The organism is Nodosilinea sp. P-1105 (assembly GCF_012911975.1).
In the GTDB taxonomy this organism is placed as follows: Bacteria; Cyanobacteriota; Cyanobacteriia; order Phormidesmidales; family Phormidesmidaceae; genus Nodosilinea.
The window spans coordinates 39266-55471 of the sequence record NZ_SMDQ01000001.1 but is presented as its reverse complement, the minus strand read 5'-3'; the positions used below and the strand labels follow the sequence as shown (position 1 = coordinate 55471).

Sequence of the window (16206 nt, the reverse complement as noted above, 5' to 3'; positions counted from 1 at the left end):
AAAAGCTAGTTTGTGCAATCGCCAGCTCGCCTATGGGTTAGAGTCGATGGACTTTGAGCCAGCCTAGTTGAGTTCTACTGCAGCTGGCTCAGGGGCATAGATATACTTCACGTCCAAACACCGAGCTATAGCTTCAAGCATTTGGTCAGGCTGAATGGGTTTAGGCAACCACCTGTTGCAACCAGCGACCTGAGCCTGATTTGCGTCGTCCTGATGCCGGTCTATCAGGGCAATAATCGGAGTGGGAATAAACCATTGAGGCGGCGTTTCAGGCTTAAGCTGCTTCTGCTCTATGGTACGCAGATGACGCGTGGTTGTATAGCCATCAAGGCCATCCATGGCCATGGCCAGGCAAATGAGATGGGGTTGCCAGTCGGCCCAGACAGTAATAGCTTCTTGCCCGTTGACGGCTATCTGAAGTTCAAAGCCTAAAGGGAGCAATAGAGTCTGCAACAGCACCCGACTGGTCCAATCATCATCCACGATTAAGATGCGACAGGGCATAGAACCAGGAGCCAACCCCACTACTCGCCGTGACGATCGCCTAGGTAGGACCTCAGGCCTGGGCTGGATGGTGTTAAGCGCAGCATTGATTATACTCAGGAGATACTCGCCGCTGGCATAAATCATATTCAATGTGTCCTGATGCTGGGGAGGCAGGCTAGCATCATCCGATAGCAACTGACTAAGCCCCAAGATTTTGCTAAGTGGGTTGCGCAAATCATGGCTCAGGTCAGCCATTAAACGATGGTTGATATGATTAGTCATCTCAGCCACATGCTTGGCCTGCCGGAGTTCTGCTGTACAAGCGGCAATTCGCTGTTCAAGCACTTGGGCTTGGGTCGCCAACCGGTGTACAGCGTAACAAAGGCGAATTTGAGAGAACTGCTGGCTAATCAAATAATCATCAGCCCCCTGGGCCAGCCAGTCAGCCACTTCGACTTCCTGCTCTGGCTCTAGTATGACCATGACTCCAGCGGTAGGCCACTGGGTTGTGAGGGCCGTCAGACGGTCAATTCCGGCTCCACTTCCTAGTAAAATCACGGCTGGCGACCAAGCTGGGCCAAGATTGACATTGACATCGCTTTGCCAAACTATCAAGCGGTAGCGACGATCAGCCTTGAGCCACTCCTGCCAGCGATCGCAGTTTTCCGAGCTACAGGCAATACATAGCACTGTGATTTGAGCAGGCGACGAAGATAAAGACGATTGCATAGAACTACAAGCCATAAAAATAGCGGCATGGCTAACTACCCAATAGCCTGGGTAAACCCGAGCTAGGGTAGCCAGCCATGATCCACTTGTCCGTTAAGGACAGCCAACGATTCCAGGAACAGTTTCATCATGGCGGATAACTGTGACAATCCTGTGGCAGCCCAAGACTTCAACACACCGTTATCTCCGCTTGACATTCAGAAGTTCACAAAAATGCCACATTTATCCTCTAGGTTAGCTATCAGGGTTGACCCAACCCTTAACCAGCGAATGGGAAATCGCTGTCTTAGCCCCTAGTTGACATTCCCTTCGTGGTCTTTAGCTAAAGCCAGTTCTGGTTGCCTTATGGACAAGTCCTGCCCGTTCCATGGCCCCTTCACGTATTGGGATGAGTCTTATAGCGTGCCATTTCATCGATCTCCCCAATCGGTCGTACGCTACGTCTTCTCTATTTTGATGACCACTATGCAGCCCATCACACCACAAACTATTCTTGTATGCTAGAGAGCTCTACCCATCTTACCCACGACAAATCCTTGCTCTTTTGTCACGAGTTGAGGACTCCATTAACCTCTATCCAAGGAGCACTCAAGCTGCTGGGTTATCAGCACCTTGACACATTGTCTGAGGATGCCAAAAACTTACTGACTATCGCTATCAATAATGCTGAGCGCCTCAACCGTCTAGCTAACACCCTTGAAATGCAACCAAGTCCGCCGATGACGGTGCTATCGCCATCTAAACTTGAACATTTACAGCTAGAGAATGATCTGCATCAAGCCGTTGAGAAAGAAGAGTTCTCTCTACTTTATCAACCCATAGTTTGCTTACAGACAGCTCAGATTATTGGTTTTGAGGCATTAGCCAGGTGGCATCATAATACCCGAGGCGAAATTTCTCCAGAAATTTTTATTCCGCTGGCGGAGAAGACAGACTTGATATATGACCTAGGGTTATTTTTATTGAGTGAAGCCTGTCGGCAATTAGGTCGCTGGCAGAACAACTTATCGTCCCAATCACCCCTCAATGTTAGTGTGAATCTGTCAGCAGCACAATTACGAAATTCTGGATTGGTCGATCAAATCAAAAAAATATTAGTAGAAAATCGAATTGCTCCTAACAACCTCAAGCTAGAAATTACAGAAAGTGTTTTAATAAAAAATGAACATATAGCTCTTAAAATATTAACTGAATTACGTTGTCTCGGTGTACAAATCTATATTGATGACTTTGGCACGGGCTACTCATCTCTCGGCAGGCTTCAAGAGCTACCGTTTGATACTCTTAAAATTGACCAATCTTTTGTTCGCAACAAAAACTGGATTATGAGTGAAGCCATCTTAATGTTAGCCCAACGACTAAGTCTAGACGTAATTGTAGAAGGAGTAGAAAGTTTAGAGGATTTAATAAATCTGCAAAAGCTAGGTTGTCAAAAAATGCAGGGTTATTTTTTTTCAAGGCCTATCGATGCCAAGGGAGTAGCGTCTATGCTTGCCCAGCAGTTAACAGAAGGAAAGTTTAGTTTTCCAAGAAAACTAACACTAGAATAATCACAACAAAATTTCAATGAAGTTCTAAATCGCTATCGTTTTAAATATGAAACTAAATCAGGGAAAAAGCTGTCAAACTACTCACATGAATCCTAGTGATTTCATGATTATAGTCAAAGATGGATTTAATCAGAAATCCATCTATCTAGAGCGAAGCTTTTACTCCATTGGACGCGATCGCGATCGCGATATTCATCTATCTTGCCAGGGAGTATCTCGCTATCACGCAAGTCTCATGTGGTTAAATAACAGTTATTTGATTACAGATGGTGAACCTGGAGGAGGTCCAAGCAAAAATGGCGTTACTATTAATGGAAAGAAAATCAAAAGTAAGATACTAAAATCCGGAGACAAAATAACCTTCTGCAAAGGTGCTTATGGAGAGGTAAAGGCTTTTCATTTTAATGAAAAACCAAAAAAATCAATAGCCTCAGAAAAAACAGAAATCGAATCTATAAACTTTATAGATTTTAAAAAATTCAATCTAAAAAATAATCTGACCCCTGATTTAAACTTGATGTCTGAACATCCTGACCTGTCTATCAGAACTGATTCTGAAGGTCGTATCATCAGTTTTCAAAACAGCATCGACAAAAACCTGCCAAAGCTATCCACGAAACATCTGAATAAACTTATCTCTGAATGCTTCCCAGTCAAATTTTCCCTTTGCATCTTAAGTCATTATAGAGAAGTTGAAAAGACACAATCCCTGGAAACATTTGAGTATTCATTTACTTATAAAAATCAAGTTTTATATTGCGAAATCAGAATTTCTCCTAATGAAAATGGTTGTCAAACCATTTTCATTAGAAATATTAACGAACGAAAAGCTGTCGAGAAGCAATTGTTGATAAAGGCAAATCATGACGATTTAACCAGATTGCCTAACCGTAATTTTTTCATGGAAAAGACAGCTTGCTCCGTTATTTTAAGGCAAAGGGATGAAAGATATCATTTTGCAGTCATCTTTATAGATCTGGATCGGTTCAAGATCGTCAATGACAGCTTGGGGCATCTAGCAGGCGATCGTTTGCTAATTGAAATTTCTTCTCGTCTAAAAGACTGCCTACGTCCTCAGGATATTGTTGCCCGTCTGGGGGGCGATGAATTTGGCATTTTACTACATGATATCCAAACCATTGATGATGCTACTGAAGTTGCTGAAAGGATTCAGGAAAAAATTAGTCTTCCTGTGGTGTTAGAGGGTAGAGAAATCTTTCCGAGTGCCAGTATTGGTATTGCTTTTAGCAACTTTGTTTATAATAGTGTTGAAGAAATTATAAAAGATGCAGATATTGCAATGTACCAGGCAAAATACTCTGGTCGTGCAAAATATGCCGTTTTTGAACCAGAGCAAGCAAATCAATCCTTAGAATTTCTGCGACTCGATAGTGCTTTAAAGCGAGCGATTGAGCGTCAAGAGTTTAAGCTTTTATATCAACCAATTTTTGAGTTCAAAACTCAAAAACTAATTGGATTGGAAGCTTTAATTCGTTGGTCTCATCCCCAAGAAGGCTTGCTGGAACCAAGTCATTTTTTAAAGCATGCTGAAGATGCTGGATTAACTGATTTGATTAGTCAATTGACACTTCAGGAATCTTTTCGACAAATTAAAGAGTGGGAGAGTCACTTTGGAAATGATTTACCCATATTTTTGAGCATCAATATTTCCAAGTGTCAGTTTTTTAATTCAGATCTAATTAACTTGCTTCGAAATCTAATTGAGCAATATCAAGTGAATGCCTCTAACATAAAGTTGGAAATCACTGAAGCTACCTTGATGGAAGACATTCAAATCGCTATTAATATTGCCAGGTGCTTAGATAATTTAGGAATAAAATTTTTAATTGATGACTTCGGCACCGGATACTCTTCATTGAATTATTTACACGATCTTCCAATTGATGCACTTAAAATTGATCAATCTTTCATTAGCGGAATTGAAATAGATGGCATAAACGCCGGGGTCACAATCATTCAATCGATTATTGGTTTAGCTCATAATCTTGGCATTGAAGTTATTGCCGAAGGGATAGAATGTGCTCGCCATGTGGCTTGGCTAAAGGCCTTTAAATGTGACTATGGCCAAGGTTTTTATTTTGGCAAGCCAATGACAACAGAGAATGTCGATTGCTTGATAGAGTCTAATTTTAGAGCCTGCATCAAAGCTCACTGAAGCTTATTAGTCATGTATAAACCAAGTTCAATTCTAGATTTTAAATTTCTCATGCTGGAAAATTTTAAATTCCTAAATCGAATTGACGTAAATCATGATTAACTCGATTTATATCTGATTCTAAACATCTGCCAAATCGATCAATGATCGAGTAGTTACCAGTGCTTCTTTTAAGCTAAATTAAATCCAAGTCCAGACCTGGATTTCTGCCTGTGGGGAAACTACGGATCCCGAACCGGAATTGGTATATGTGAAATCCTCAAAAATTGCGTTAATGGCGATAAGACACGCTTTATTTTGGCAATTTTGTAGTATTATTTGTTTATCGTAGTGTGCTATTTACCGATTTTCAGAAATGCGTTTTTCATCAAGAGACGAGAATTTCGAAGTTTATTCTGAAGTTCTCGATAAATTTCAGGGCAGGGTGAGCCATAATGTCAATAAAGATCAAGCAGATGGTGACGATGAAATATTGAATTTTGAAAAAGAGAAAAAGCGTCTTTCATCAAGAGATGAAAGTTCCGAAACCTGTCCTGATATTCTCGATAAACTTCGCTTAAATGTGAAACGCAATGCCCTTAAAAGAAAGAATGCCCTTAAAAGAAAGAATTGACTCATGAATTCTGACCTATTCTGGGATTTCCTAGCTTGAGTTTATATCAAGTCTAGACCTGGAGTTTTGCCTGTGGGGAAACTACAGGTCTAGACTTGGATCTGGTTTGACGTCAATTGGAACGATAATATTTAGCACTCTAATGCGTTGAAAACATAAATGGGAAGTCTAAGGATGTCACTAATACAGACTACGTCTACCAATGCTTCCCCTGTCCACTTAAATGGCTTGCCGCTAGATATCTATGAGCGTCTGCTGCGGGGTGTGGCGATCGCCACCAATGTGTTGCTGACCGAGAGCGATTACCATGCTGCTATTAACATTGCCCTCAGCATTTTAGGTGAGGCCACCGGGGTCGATCGCGTCTATATTTTTGAACATCATCCCCATCAGCCGACTCGAGTACCCGCACTGAGTCAACGCTGGGAGTGGGTAGCTGCCGGTGTGGCCCCTGAAATTGACAACTCAATGTTACAGAATTTGCCCTACAGCGATTTTTTACCGCGATGGCAAGTGGAATTAAGTCAAGGCCGCTCGATTGTGGGGCTGATTCAGGATTTTCCCCCGTCAGAGCAAGCATTGCTGGAGCCTCAAGGGATTTTGTCGATCCTGGTGGTGCCGATTAAATTGAAGGATCAAGTCTGGGGATTTGTGGGGTTTGATCAGTGCCAAATCGCCCATCAATGGAGCGAAACAGAAATTGCCACTCTTTGGGCGATCGCAGGTAGCTTTGGCGGCACAATTGCCCGCCATCAGATGGAACAGTCATTGCAGGAAATCAATCGCACCCTGGAAGAAAAAGTGGCGCTACGCACCCAGGAACTCACCCTCGCTAAGGACCAGGCCGATAAGGCCAACCAGGCCAAAAGTGAGTTTTTAGCCAACATGAGCCACGAACTGCGTACCCCCCTGAATGGCATTCTGGGCTATGCCCAGATTTTAGCCCGATCCCAAACCCTGTCTACCCAAGATCGCCAGGGTATCGATATTATTCATCAGTGCGGCGACCACCTGCTTAACTTGATCAATGAAATTTTAGATTTAGCCAAAATCGAAGTGGGCAAGATGGTGCTGCAGCCAACAGCCACCCATCTGCTGTCTCTTTTGCAGAGTGTGGTCGAAATCTGTAAAGTCAAGGCCGATCAAAAAGGGCTCAGCTTCTTTTATCGACCCAGTCACGATTTACCCATTGGTGTCGAGGTTGACGAGAAAAAGTTGCGGCAAGTCCTGATCAACCTGGTCGGTAATGCAATCAAATTTACAGAGAAGGGCTCGGTCACGCTTCAGGTGGATGTGCTCAGTGCCACAGATGATCGAGTATCGCTACGGTTTTGCGTGGTCGATACCGGCATTGGTATTGCTAAAACCGAATTCCAACGGATTTTTCAGGCCTTTGAGCAATTGGACACTGGACGCCCGACCGTGGAAGGAACCGGGCTGGGACTGGCCATTAGCCAGCAGATTGTGCAGTTGATGGCCAGCGTCATTGAGGTTAGCAGCCAACTGGAACAGGGCAGCACATTTGCCTTTACGTTAGAGTTGCCATTGGTCACGGAGTGGGGATCTCGGCAATTAGCACTCACTTTGGGCGATCGCATTGTCGGATATCTGGGGCCTCCCCGCCGCATCTTGATTGTCGACGATAACTGGCAGAACCGCTCGGTCGTGGTTGGCTTGCTGGCCCCCCTGGGGTTTGAGGTGCTGGAGGCAGACAACGGTGAGACTGGCCTGGTCCAGATGCGATCGCATCTCCCTGACCTGGTGATTACTGATTTGGCCATGCCAGTGCTGGATGGCTATGGCTTTATCCAAGCCGTACGGCAAGACGACCAACTCCGACACTATCCCATTGTAGTGTCCTCAGCTTCGGTATCCCAAGCCGACCAGCAACTGGCCCTAAACTGCGGCGGCGATATTTTTCTGGCCAAGCCTATCCAGGCTCAGACCTTGTTAGCCACCCTAGCCACATGCCTTAATCTGACCTGGGCTTACGCCACTCCCAGTCACACGGCCCCAGAAACAGGCACCACTGATGTCGCCCGGTTGGTGCCGCCTGTCGCTACCCTGGTCACCCTGTTGCAGCTAGCCCAACAGGATAATATCCAGAGCTTGCGAGAACACCTGACGGCGCTGAAGCAGCAAGATCACGGCTACAGTGGCTTTGTTGATCCCCTGCTGGGGTTGGCCAAGCAGTTTAGAACTGAGGAAATCGAGCAACACCTAAGCGCAGTTCTAGCCCAAGCCGGGCAGGAGGGCCTAGTGCTATGACCCATGGGCCAGAGATGTTAGCTGCGGAGATTTTAGTCATTGACGACAACATTGAAAATCTGGAGATGCTGACGGATACCTTGACCCAGACAGGTTACCGAGTTGCCGCCGTTAGCAGCGGTGAGCGAGCCCTAAAGCGGCTGCAGAGATACCATCCAGATCTGATCTTGCTCGACATTAAGATGTCGGGTATAGATGGGTTTGAAACCTGTCGCCAGATCAAGCAAAAGCCAGAGACCGCTGATATTCCGATTATTTTCATCACGGCCCTCACCGATGTGGAGGTGATTGAAAACTGCTTTTCCCTGGGTGCTGTGGACCACATTAATAAGCCTATCCAAGACATTGAGCTACTATCTCGGGTTAAAAATCACCTGGAGCTTCAGCAACTGAGGCAATCCCTCGAGCAGGCGGTAGTTCAGCGCACCCATGAGTTGGAAATGGCTCTGGTGTACTTAAAAGAAACCCTGATTCATCTCCAGACGGCCTATCTAAGGATGCTCCAGAGCGAAAAGATGGCCACCCACGATCCCCTAACTGAGTTGCCCAATCGGCGACTGCTCAGGGACCGTTTAGAACGGGCGATCGCCAAAGCCAACTATGAACGGCAAACCTTTGCGCTAATTTTTCTCGATCTAGATGGCTTTAAGCAAATCAACGACACTTACAGCCATCAGGTCGGCGATCAGCTACTGATTCAGGTCGCCCAGGCGTTGCGACTGCAGCTGCGTCGCGGCGACGATTTATTTCGCCTGGGCGGCGATGAGTTTGTATTCCTCATCGAGCAGGTGGAGTCCGCCACCACTGTTTTAGATCTGGCCCGGCGGTTACTTGGTCGACTACGCCAACCCTTTTCCATTGGCGTGCAGACTCTAACCCTTGGCGGCAGCTTTGGTATCAAGCTTTACAATGGCCAACCCCGCCAAACCATTGACCAAGTGTTGGCCGATGCCGACAGTACCATGTACCGGGCCAAAGCCCAGCGCGACTGTATTGCCTGCTATGGTGAGACTATCCTGTATCAGGTGAGCTAGTGACTGTCCCATGTTCCCATCGCGCCCCTCTACTGACAGCGATCGCCTGCGCCACATCGCCCGCCACATTCCCGGGGTAATCTACGAGTTTGTCCAGTATCCTGATGGTCGCATGGCCTTCCCCTACGCCAGCGAGGGCCTGGTAGACCTGTACGGCCTGTCCCCAGAGTCGATCCAAGACGATGCTGGCCCCATGCTAGCTGCCGTGCATCCCGATGACTTAGCTGATCTAATGCAGGCGGTGCAGGACTCTGCCACCCACCTTACCGCCTGGCACTGCGAGCACCGCATCTACCACGCAGATGGCCATCTACGTTGGGTGCAAGGCGATGCCTCTCCCCGACCTAGCCCAGATGGCAGCATCCACTGGTACGGCTACGTCCGCGATATTACCGAGCAAAAAACCAGCCAGCTAGCCCTTCAGACCAGCGAGCATAAGCTACGCCAGGTAATTGACACCATTAACGGCCTGGTGTTCATGATTGCCCCCGATCTCACCCTGAGCTTTCTCAATGATAAGGTGACCAAGGTGACCGGGTATGCCCTGGACGAGCTACTGCATCGCCCTTTCGCTGACGTTACCCATCCAGACGACCTGGCCCACTGTGTCGAGGCCCTGCAGGCTTGCCTACAGGGCGAAGGTTGTCAGAATCTAGAATTTCGAGCGCTACACCAAGACGGCCACTACCACTGGTATTCCACTAATCTATCGCCCTTTGTCCCTGAGGTGGGCGCCGCAACCTGCTGCTTAGGTATTGCTACCCACATTGACGATCGCAAGCAAGTTGAACTGGCTCTGCAAGCAAGCGACGCCCGCTTTCAACAGCTCACGGCTGCATCCCCAGCCGTGATTTATAGCGTCGTAGAAAGCGAGTCAGGCATCGTGCGCTTTGACTACATCAGTCCGGCAGTGGAAGAAGTCGATGAAATCTCAGTGGCTGCCGCGATGCAAAATGGGGCGCTACTTTCTGCGCAAGTCCATCCTGAGGATCGGGAACGATATCTGGCAACTTACCGGGCTAGTCTCCAGGCGATGACTACTTTTCGCTGTGAGTGGCGGATTATTACCTCGTCGGGCAGAACCAAGTGGCTTCAGGCTAGTTCACGTCCAGAACGGCGGCCTAATGGGGAGGTGGTCTGGCATGGCATTGTGCTAGAGACCACGGCCCAGAAGCAAGCCGAGCTAGAGCTGGCCAACCTGCAAGCAGCCCTGCTAGAGGCCCAGGAGATTGCCCACATTGGCAACTGGTCCTTTGATCTGGCGAGTCAAGCCATCACCTGGTCACCAGAACTCTTTCGGATGTTTGGTCTCGATCCAGCGGCAGGGGCACCGACCTACGACGCCTACTTAATGATGATCCACCCCGACGATCGCCCGCTGGTGGTCCAGGCGATTGAGCAGGCGGTTAGCCAGGGTACACCCTACCAAATTGACTATCGGGCTCTGCTACCCAATGGCGAAATTCGTTATCACGAAGGACGTGGCAAAATCGGTCGCGACGAGATGGGGCAAATAACTCGCCTATTTGGCACTTGTTTAGACATTACCGATCGCAAACAGACTGAGCTAACGCTACGGGACAATCAACTACGGCTAGAGCTAGCCCTACAAAGCAGTAGCACTGGTACCTGGGACTGGAATATGCAAACTAATGAGATAGTTTATTCCCAAAACCCCTGGAAAGAAATCGCGGGCTACGGTGCTGATGAAACAGCTGACAACACCCTTGCCGAGTGGGCAAACCGGATTCACCCTGAAGATCAGGCCCAGCTAGATGCAGATATTGCAAAACATGTGCAGGGGGAAACTGCAATTTATACAAATGAACATCGCCTCCGCTGCCAAGATGGTACCTATAGATGGAGCTTAGCCCAGGGAAAAGTGGTGGAGTGGGATGAAGCCGGTCAGCCCCTCCGATTCATTGGTCTATATCAAGATATTACTGATCGCAAAAACTCCGAAATATCCCTGGCAGACCTGCGGGAAAAACTGGAAAAGGCCCAAGAAATAGCCCACTTGGGGTACTGGTCTTTTGATTTAGCCACCCAGAAAATTACCTGGTCAGACGAGATCTTCCGGATCTTTGGTATGGCACCAGACCAGGATGAGCCGACTTTTAATGAGCACCTTGAGCAGATTCATCCCGATGATAGATCCTGCTTTTTAGAGCGGGTTACTGAGGCCAATCAGGGGATTCCCCAAAACTTTGATATGCGTATCCTTCGACCCGATGGTGAAGTACGCCATATTAACAGCCGCCTTGAATTCGAGTATCAGGGGGAGCGAATCGTCCGGATGTTCGGGGTGGTTATCGACATTACTGATCGCAAGCGGGTCGAGCATATTATTCGTCAGCAGGCGGCCCGGGAAACCCTGCTGCGGGAGGTGAGCCAGCGCATTCGCCAGTCCCTGGACCTATCCACAATTTTTACCACCGCCTGCCAGGAAATTCGTCGCTGTCTCCATGCCGATCGGGTGGGAATCTTTAAGTTCTACTCCGAATCGGGCTACGACGAGGGTGAGTTTGTCGCCGAAGCCTGCGTTGATGGTCTGGCCTCGGTGCTGGCCACCCCGGTCCATGACCACTGCTTTGGAACAAACTACGCCAACCTCTATCGGCAGGGTCATTATTTGGTGATTAATGATACCGACAAAGCCAATCTGGCTGACTGCCACGCCAACCTTCTGGCCCAGTTTCAGGTGCGGGCCAGCCTAGTGCTGCCCTTGCTCTGTGGCGATCGCCTTTGGGGGCTGCTGTGCATTCACCAGTGCTGTGGCCCCCGCCAGTGGCTATCGTCAGACATTGACCTGGGGCAGCAGCTGGCTAACCAACTGGCGATCGCCCTCCAGCAGTCCATTCTATTTGAGCAACTCCAGCGAGAGCTACAGGAGCGCCAGCGCGCCCAGCAGCAGTTGAGCGATCGCAACCAGGAGCTGGCGATCGCCAACCAAGACCTCAGTCGCGCCACCCGCATCAAAGACGAGTTTTTGGCCAACATGAGCCACGAACTGCGCACTCCCCTCAATGTGATTCTGGGCTTTGCCCAAATTCTCAATGCCGATTCCTCCCTTCAGGCCCAGCAGCGAGAATACATCCGCATCATGCAGCGCAGCGGCGACCATCTGCTACATCTAATCAACGACATTCTGGATCTGTCTAAAATTGAAGCCAATTGCATTACCCTAGAGCCCGAAAGTATCGATCTCTTCAGCTTGCTCCGCGATCTCCAAGCCATGTTCCAGGAGCGGGCAGAAGATAACGATCTAACCTTTACCCTAGCCTTGTCACCGGACTTGCCCCAATACATCGTGGCGGATCCTAACAAGTTGCGCCAGGTATTAATTAATCTGTTGGGCAACGCTGTGAAATTTACTGAAGTAGGGGGCATTGCCCTGCGGGTCAGCCTGCACTCCCCAGAGGAAATTGCCCCAGAGTCTGCAATAGACCAGCCCTCGGCGTACCTTGCCTTTGCCGTTGAAGATACCGGTACAGGTATAGACCCCAGTGACCTCGCTGCCATCTTTGATGCCTTTACCCAGGCTAAAGCAGGCAGAGTATCGCTCGAAGGAACCGGGCTGGGCCTAGCCATTAGTCGCAGCCTGGTGCATTTGATGGCAGGGAAGCTAACTGTCAACAGCACCCTCGGAGAGGGGAGCACGTTCCGATTCACTCTGCCCCTGCGGTTGGCCCAGGCCGAAGACGTCACCTCAACAGACAACCTGGGTACAGTGATTGGCCTGGCACCAGGGCAGCCCACTTACCGCATTTTAGTTGCCGATGATCAGCCCGAAAACCGCTATCTATTGGTAGCTTCTCTCTCTAGACTGGGCCTAGCGGTACAGGAAGCGACTAACGGGGCCGAAGCGATCGCCCGCTGGCGTCAGTGGCATCCCCACCTGATCTGGATGGATTTGCGCATGCCAGAGATGGATGGCTACGAAGCTACCCGTTGCATTCGGGCCGAAGCCCAGAAGCACGGCGAAGGGCTGGGGCCAGTCATTATTGCCCTGACCGCCCAGGCTTCTCGCGATCAGCGTTACCAGGCCCTCGGGGCCGGCTGTGACGACGTTGTCAGCAAGCCTATTCAGCTCAATCTGTTGCTGGCCAAGATGGCTGATCACCTGGGTTTGCGCTATCGCTACGCCCAGGCGGTCGCCCAGCAAACCCAAGATCTACCGCCAAAATCCTTGAGCAACCGCTTAGAGGCTAGTGCCCTTCAGGTCATGTCTGCCGATTGGATTAGTGCCCTACACCGAGCTGCAATGCTTTGTGACAGCCACGAAGTGGCCCAATTGGTTCAACAAATTCCCCCTGAACACAAGGCCTTAATCGACACCCTTGACCTGTTACTGCAAGACTTTAAATTTGAGGTTCTGATGCAACTGACCCTGCCCTCCGATCGCCAGTAGCGATCGCCTCGATGGGTATCACAGCGCTTGGAGACAGCATATGCGCATTTTATTGGTAGACGATGACGAGCTTTTAACCCAGCAACTTGCAGATTTCCTGGGTTCGCAACACTATGCTGTGGATGTGGCCGCCGACGGCGAAGCAGGCTGGGACTATGCCCTGGCAGCCGACTATGATTTGATCGTGTTAGACGTTAACTTGCCTAAGCTTGACGGCATTCGTCTCTGCCAAAGACTGCGCCAGGCCCGTTATGGCAAGCCGGTTTTGCTGTTAACCGCCCAGGGCGATACCGCCGATAAAGTTTTAGGGCTCGATGCAGGGGCCGACGACTATCTGGTCAAACCCTGCACCCTCAACGAGCTTTCTGCCCGCATCCGGGCTTTGCTGCGTCGCCCCGGCAATCTAGCGGATCCTATCCTGCGATCGGGGGATTTGTGCATTGACCCCAGCACCTGCGAGGTAACCTACCAGCATCAGCAACTTTCCCTATCGCCTAAGGAATATGGCCTGCTAGAGCTGTTTCTGCGGCATCCCCAACGGATTTTTAGTAGCACCAGCATTCTTGAGCATCTCTGGAGCTTTGACGATGCCCCCGGGGAAGACACCGTTCGGACTCACATTAAACGGCTGCGGCGCAAGCTCAAAGCAGTCGGGGCCGATACCATGGTTGATACGGTATATGGCATGGGCTACCGACTGCGACCCCCTGCTACTAGCTCCCCCGACCTGCAAAAAGCCGCCCGGCAGGATGAAGCCCGGGAAGCGGCGATCGCCCTGTGGGAAAAATTCAAGTCACCTACCCTCCAGCGGATAGCGAGCCTAGAGCAAGCGGTGGCCGCCCTGGAATCGGGAGCATTGCCCGAGGCGTTACGCCAGGTTGCCTTAGCGGATGCCCACAAACTATCTGGCTCCCTGGGCATGTTTGGCTTTTTGGAAGGATCCCGCCTGAGCCACGCGATTGAGCAAGAGTTAGCCACGGCTTCCCCGACAACGGTCAGTCAGCTGCAGGGCCTGGTCACGGCGCTCCGGCAAGCGATCGAGAAACCACCTCAGCCGTCCACGGAGCAACCCTCGTCCGCTTCCCAACCATCTCAGCCTGCAGCAGTGATCCTAACTTCCTCGGCCCCATCCCCGGCTGAAGGCCAGGCACCGATTAAAGTCCTGGCCATCGATGACGATGACACTATTCTGGCGACACTGCAAACCATGCTATCTTGCTGGGGCATCGAGGTTCTAACCCTGGATGATCCGCTTCAGGTGTGGACCCGATTAGCCCAGGAAGCACCAGACCTGCTGATCTTAGACGTGGATATGCCTGAGCTAAACGGCATCGACCTTTGCCAACAGGTCCGCGACCATGATACCTGGAACGGGTTGCCTATCCTGTTTTTGACTGCCCACCGGAAGCCAGAAACGATCCTGAAACTCTATAATTCTGGCGCTGATGACTATGTGGCCAAGCCCTTCACCGAACCTGAAATCATCACTCGCATTTTCAACCGAGTAGAACGCCATCGTCTTTTGCAAACCTGGCGTAAACCACCCCCAGTTGGATAGGAGGGGAAACGCTTTGCTGGCTTAGGAACTTCCTGCGCCAGAATTGAGCAGAGGGGCCTAACGGGAAATATCGGTTACAGTTTTAGGCATAACCAGCATCTTGGTCTGAGTATGAAGCAAATCTTAGTGATTGATGATGAAGATGATATTCGCGAAATTGCCAAGGTCAGTTTGCAAACCTTAATGCGGTGGCGGGTGCTGACCGCTGGTTCTGGACAAGATGGAGTGGCGATCGCCGCTGAAACCCAGCCTGACGCCATCTTGCTCGATGTTCTCATGCCTGAGGTTGATGGTCTGAGCACGCTTAAAACGTTGAAGCAAACCCCTGAAACTCAATTGATTCCGGTGATTATGCTTACCGCTACAGGGGGCATTGTATCAGAACAGCAATATGCCGAATTGGGTGCAGAAGCCATTATCAGCAAGCCTTTTGACCCTGGGATGTTGGGCGATCAAATCGCCCTGGCCCTGCAGTGGGATAGCGAGTAGTACTCCACGGCAGAGATGTCTCACCTACGTCCATCAGCGCCAACCTGTACGTAGGGCGAGATTTCCGTTCTACCTGTTGTGCACGGGCAATAGTTCTACTGTCTGCGGCCTTCCTGCCATAGTCTCCACAGGGATGTCACATTTAGCTTCTACACTGCAAAGTAAGCCATAAGCCATCACAGTCCGACATTTACCATGACCTCTTCTCACGTCTATCACGTTCACTATGGAGTCACCACTAGTCATAGACCACAGCCTAGTTCACCCCTTTAAGTATTGGCACCATGGGATTCAAGATGGGTGTAGTTATAAAAATAAGCTGTACACCCGGTTCCGCTTATTCCCCGCAGCAGAGCGACTCAGGGCTTATGAAGTTGCTTTTGTTCAGGCCGCAAAAGGCAGCCATGTCTGTATATCAACTTCTCCATCGGAGTATACTGTTTGGCTAAGCCTGCGATCGCTCAATCACAGTATTCATTCATAACATCTCCCAAGACACATAGAACAGTCTTTCAAACTCAATTGACCGCGCATCTACCAAATCATTCGCTTTGACCGCAACCATGAAAACTCACACGGTATCTCAAGTTCGTCTATCTCCCACAACCAGCTACTATATCCGTAAGTTGCTCAGTCAAACCCGGTCCCGGGAAAGCATCAATATTAACGATTTATTTTTTTCTATTGAAACACTGACCAGTACAGATATTCTAAACCCAAGCCTTTCATCATCTAAAACTAGAACGACTCGGACGATCCAAAAGCTTGAAGATCTGGTATTCCTTCATCAAAATTTGCATAGCCAGATGGCCTTATACAAGAGTTATGAACATGAGGTGATTGTCCTAGAGCAAGCTATCTTTCAGATCTTGAAAAATATTGGATGAAGGGT

The 16206-nt window shown here is 49.3% G+C and carries 10 protein-coding genes; 9 read left to right on the top strand and 1 reads right to left on the bottom strand.

Features of this window, described 5'->3' with window-relative positions; all coding sequences use genetic code 11:
* Nucleotides 1-63 precede the first annotated feature (63 nt).
* Nucleotides 64-1215 carry a response regulator gene (locus E1H13_RS00170; protein ID WP_169611377.1) on the bottom strand — a complete coding sequence of 384 codons (1152 nt, stop codon included), beginning with the start codon at nt 1213-1215 and terminating at the stop codon, nt 64-66.
* A gap of 497 nt (nt 1216-1712) precedes the next feature.
* Here E1H13_RS00170 and E1H13_RS00165 point away from each other — a divergent pair, with 497 nt between their 5' ends.
* The 9 genes from E1H13_RS00165 to E1H13_RS00125 all read left to right on the top strand — a co-directional run bounded on the left by E1H13_RS00165 (nt 1713) and on the right by E1H13_RS00125 (nt 16201).
* Nucleotides 1713-2765 carry an EAL domain-containing protein gene (locus tag E1H13_RS00165; RefSeq protein ID WP_169611376.1) on the top strand — a complete coding sequence of 351 codons (1053 nt, stop codon included), beginning with the start codon at nt 1713-1715 and terminating at the stop codon, nt 2763-2765.
* 46 nt (nt 2766-2811) lie between these two features.
* A complete protein-coding gene (locus tag E1H13_RS00160; protein WP_169611375.1) occupies nt 2812-4941 on the top strand; it encodes an EAL domain-containing protein in 2130 nt (709 codons plus the stop codon).
* A gap of 355 nt (nt 4942-5296) precedes the next feature.
* Entirely contained in the window at nt 5297-5554 is a 258-nt protein-coding gene (locus E1H13_RS00155; protein WP_169611374.1) for a hypothetical protein, read from the top strand.
* Nucleotides 5555-5728: 174 nt separating this feature from the next.
* Entirely contained in the window at nt 5729-7822 is a 2094-nt protein-coding gene (locus E1H13_RS00150) for an ATP-binding protein (protein WP_169611373.1), read from the top strand.
* A complete protein-coding gene (locus E1H13_RS00145; RefSeq protein ID WP_169611372.1) occupies nt 7819-8856 on the top strand; it encodes a diguanylate cyclase in 1038 nt (345 codons plus the stop codon). Before E1H13_RS00150 ends, E1H13_RS00145 begins: the two co-directional genes overlap by 4 nt.
* A 10-nt stretch (nt 8857-8866) precedes the next feature.
* Nucleotides 8867-13267 carry a PAS domain-containing protein gene (locus E1H13_RS00140; RefSeq protein ID WP_169611371.1) on the top strand — a complete coding sequence of 1467 codons (4401 nt, stop codon included), beginning with the start codon at nt 8867-8869 and terminating at the stop codon, nt 13265-13267.
* Nucleotides 13268-13307: 40 nt separating this feature from the next.
* On the top strand, nt 13308-14825 hold the full coding sequence (locus E1H13_RS00135; protein WP_169611370.1) for a response regulator: 1518 nt from the start codon (nt 13308-13310) through the stop codon (nt 14823-14825).
* Between the two features lie 111 nt (nt 14826-14936).
* Nucleotides 14937-15314, top strand: a complete 378-nt coding sequence (locus E1H13_RS00130; protein WP_169611369.1) for a response regulator — start codon at nt 14937-14939, stop codon at nt 15312-15314.
* Nucleotides 15315-15877: 563 nt separating this feature from the next.
* Nucleotides 15878-16201: a hypothetical protein gene (locus tag E1H13_RS00125; RefSeq protein ID WP_169611368.1), complete on the top strand. Its 324-nt coding sequence runs from the start codon at nt 15878-15880 to the stop codon at nt 16199-16201.
* The last annotated feature ends 5 nt before the right edge of the window (nt 16202-16206 follow it).

Coding starts and splice junctions, on each gene's coding strand:
- E1H13_RS00170 (WP_169611377.1), bottom strand. CDS start 1,215: ATGCAATCGTCTTTATCTTCGTCGCCTGCTCAAATCACAGTGCTATGT.
- E1H13_RS00165 (WP_169611376.1), top strand. CDS start 1,713: ATGCTAGAGAGCTCTACCCATCTTACCCACGACAAATCCTTGCTCTTT.
- E1H13_RS00160 (WP_169611375.1), top strand. CDS start 2,812: ATGAAACTAAATCAGGGAAAAAGCTGTCAAACTACTCACATGAATCCT.
- E1H13_RS00155 (WP_169611374.1), top strand. CDS start 5,297: ATGCGTTTTTCATCAAGAGACGAGAATTTCGAAGTTTATTCTGAAGTT.
- E1H13_RS00150 (WP_169611373.1), top strand. CDS start 5,729: ATGTCACTAATACAGACTACGTCTACCAATGCTTCCCCTGTCCACTTA.
- E1H13_RS00145 (WP_169611372.1), top strand. CDS start 7,819: ATGACCCATGGGCCAGAGATGTTAGCTGCGGAGATTTTAGTCATTGAC.
- E1H13_RS00140 (WP_169611371.1), top strand. CDS start 8,867: ATGTTCCCATCGCGCCCCTCTACTGACAGCGATCGCCTGCGCCACATC.
- E1H13_RS00135 (WP_169611370.1), top strand. CDS start 13,308: ATGCGCATTTTATTGGTAGACGATGACGAGCTTTTAACCCAGCAACTT.
- E1H13_RS00130 (WP_169611369.1), top strand. CDS start 14,937: ATGAAGCAAATCTTAGTGATTGATGATGAAGATGATATTCGCGAAATT.
- E1H13_RS00125 (WP_169611368.1), top strand. CDS start 15,878: ATGAAAACTCACACGGTATCTCAAGTTCGTCTATCTCCCACAACCAGC.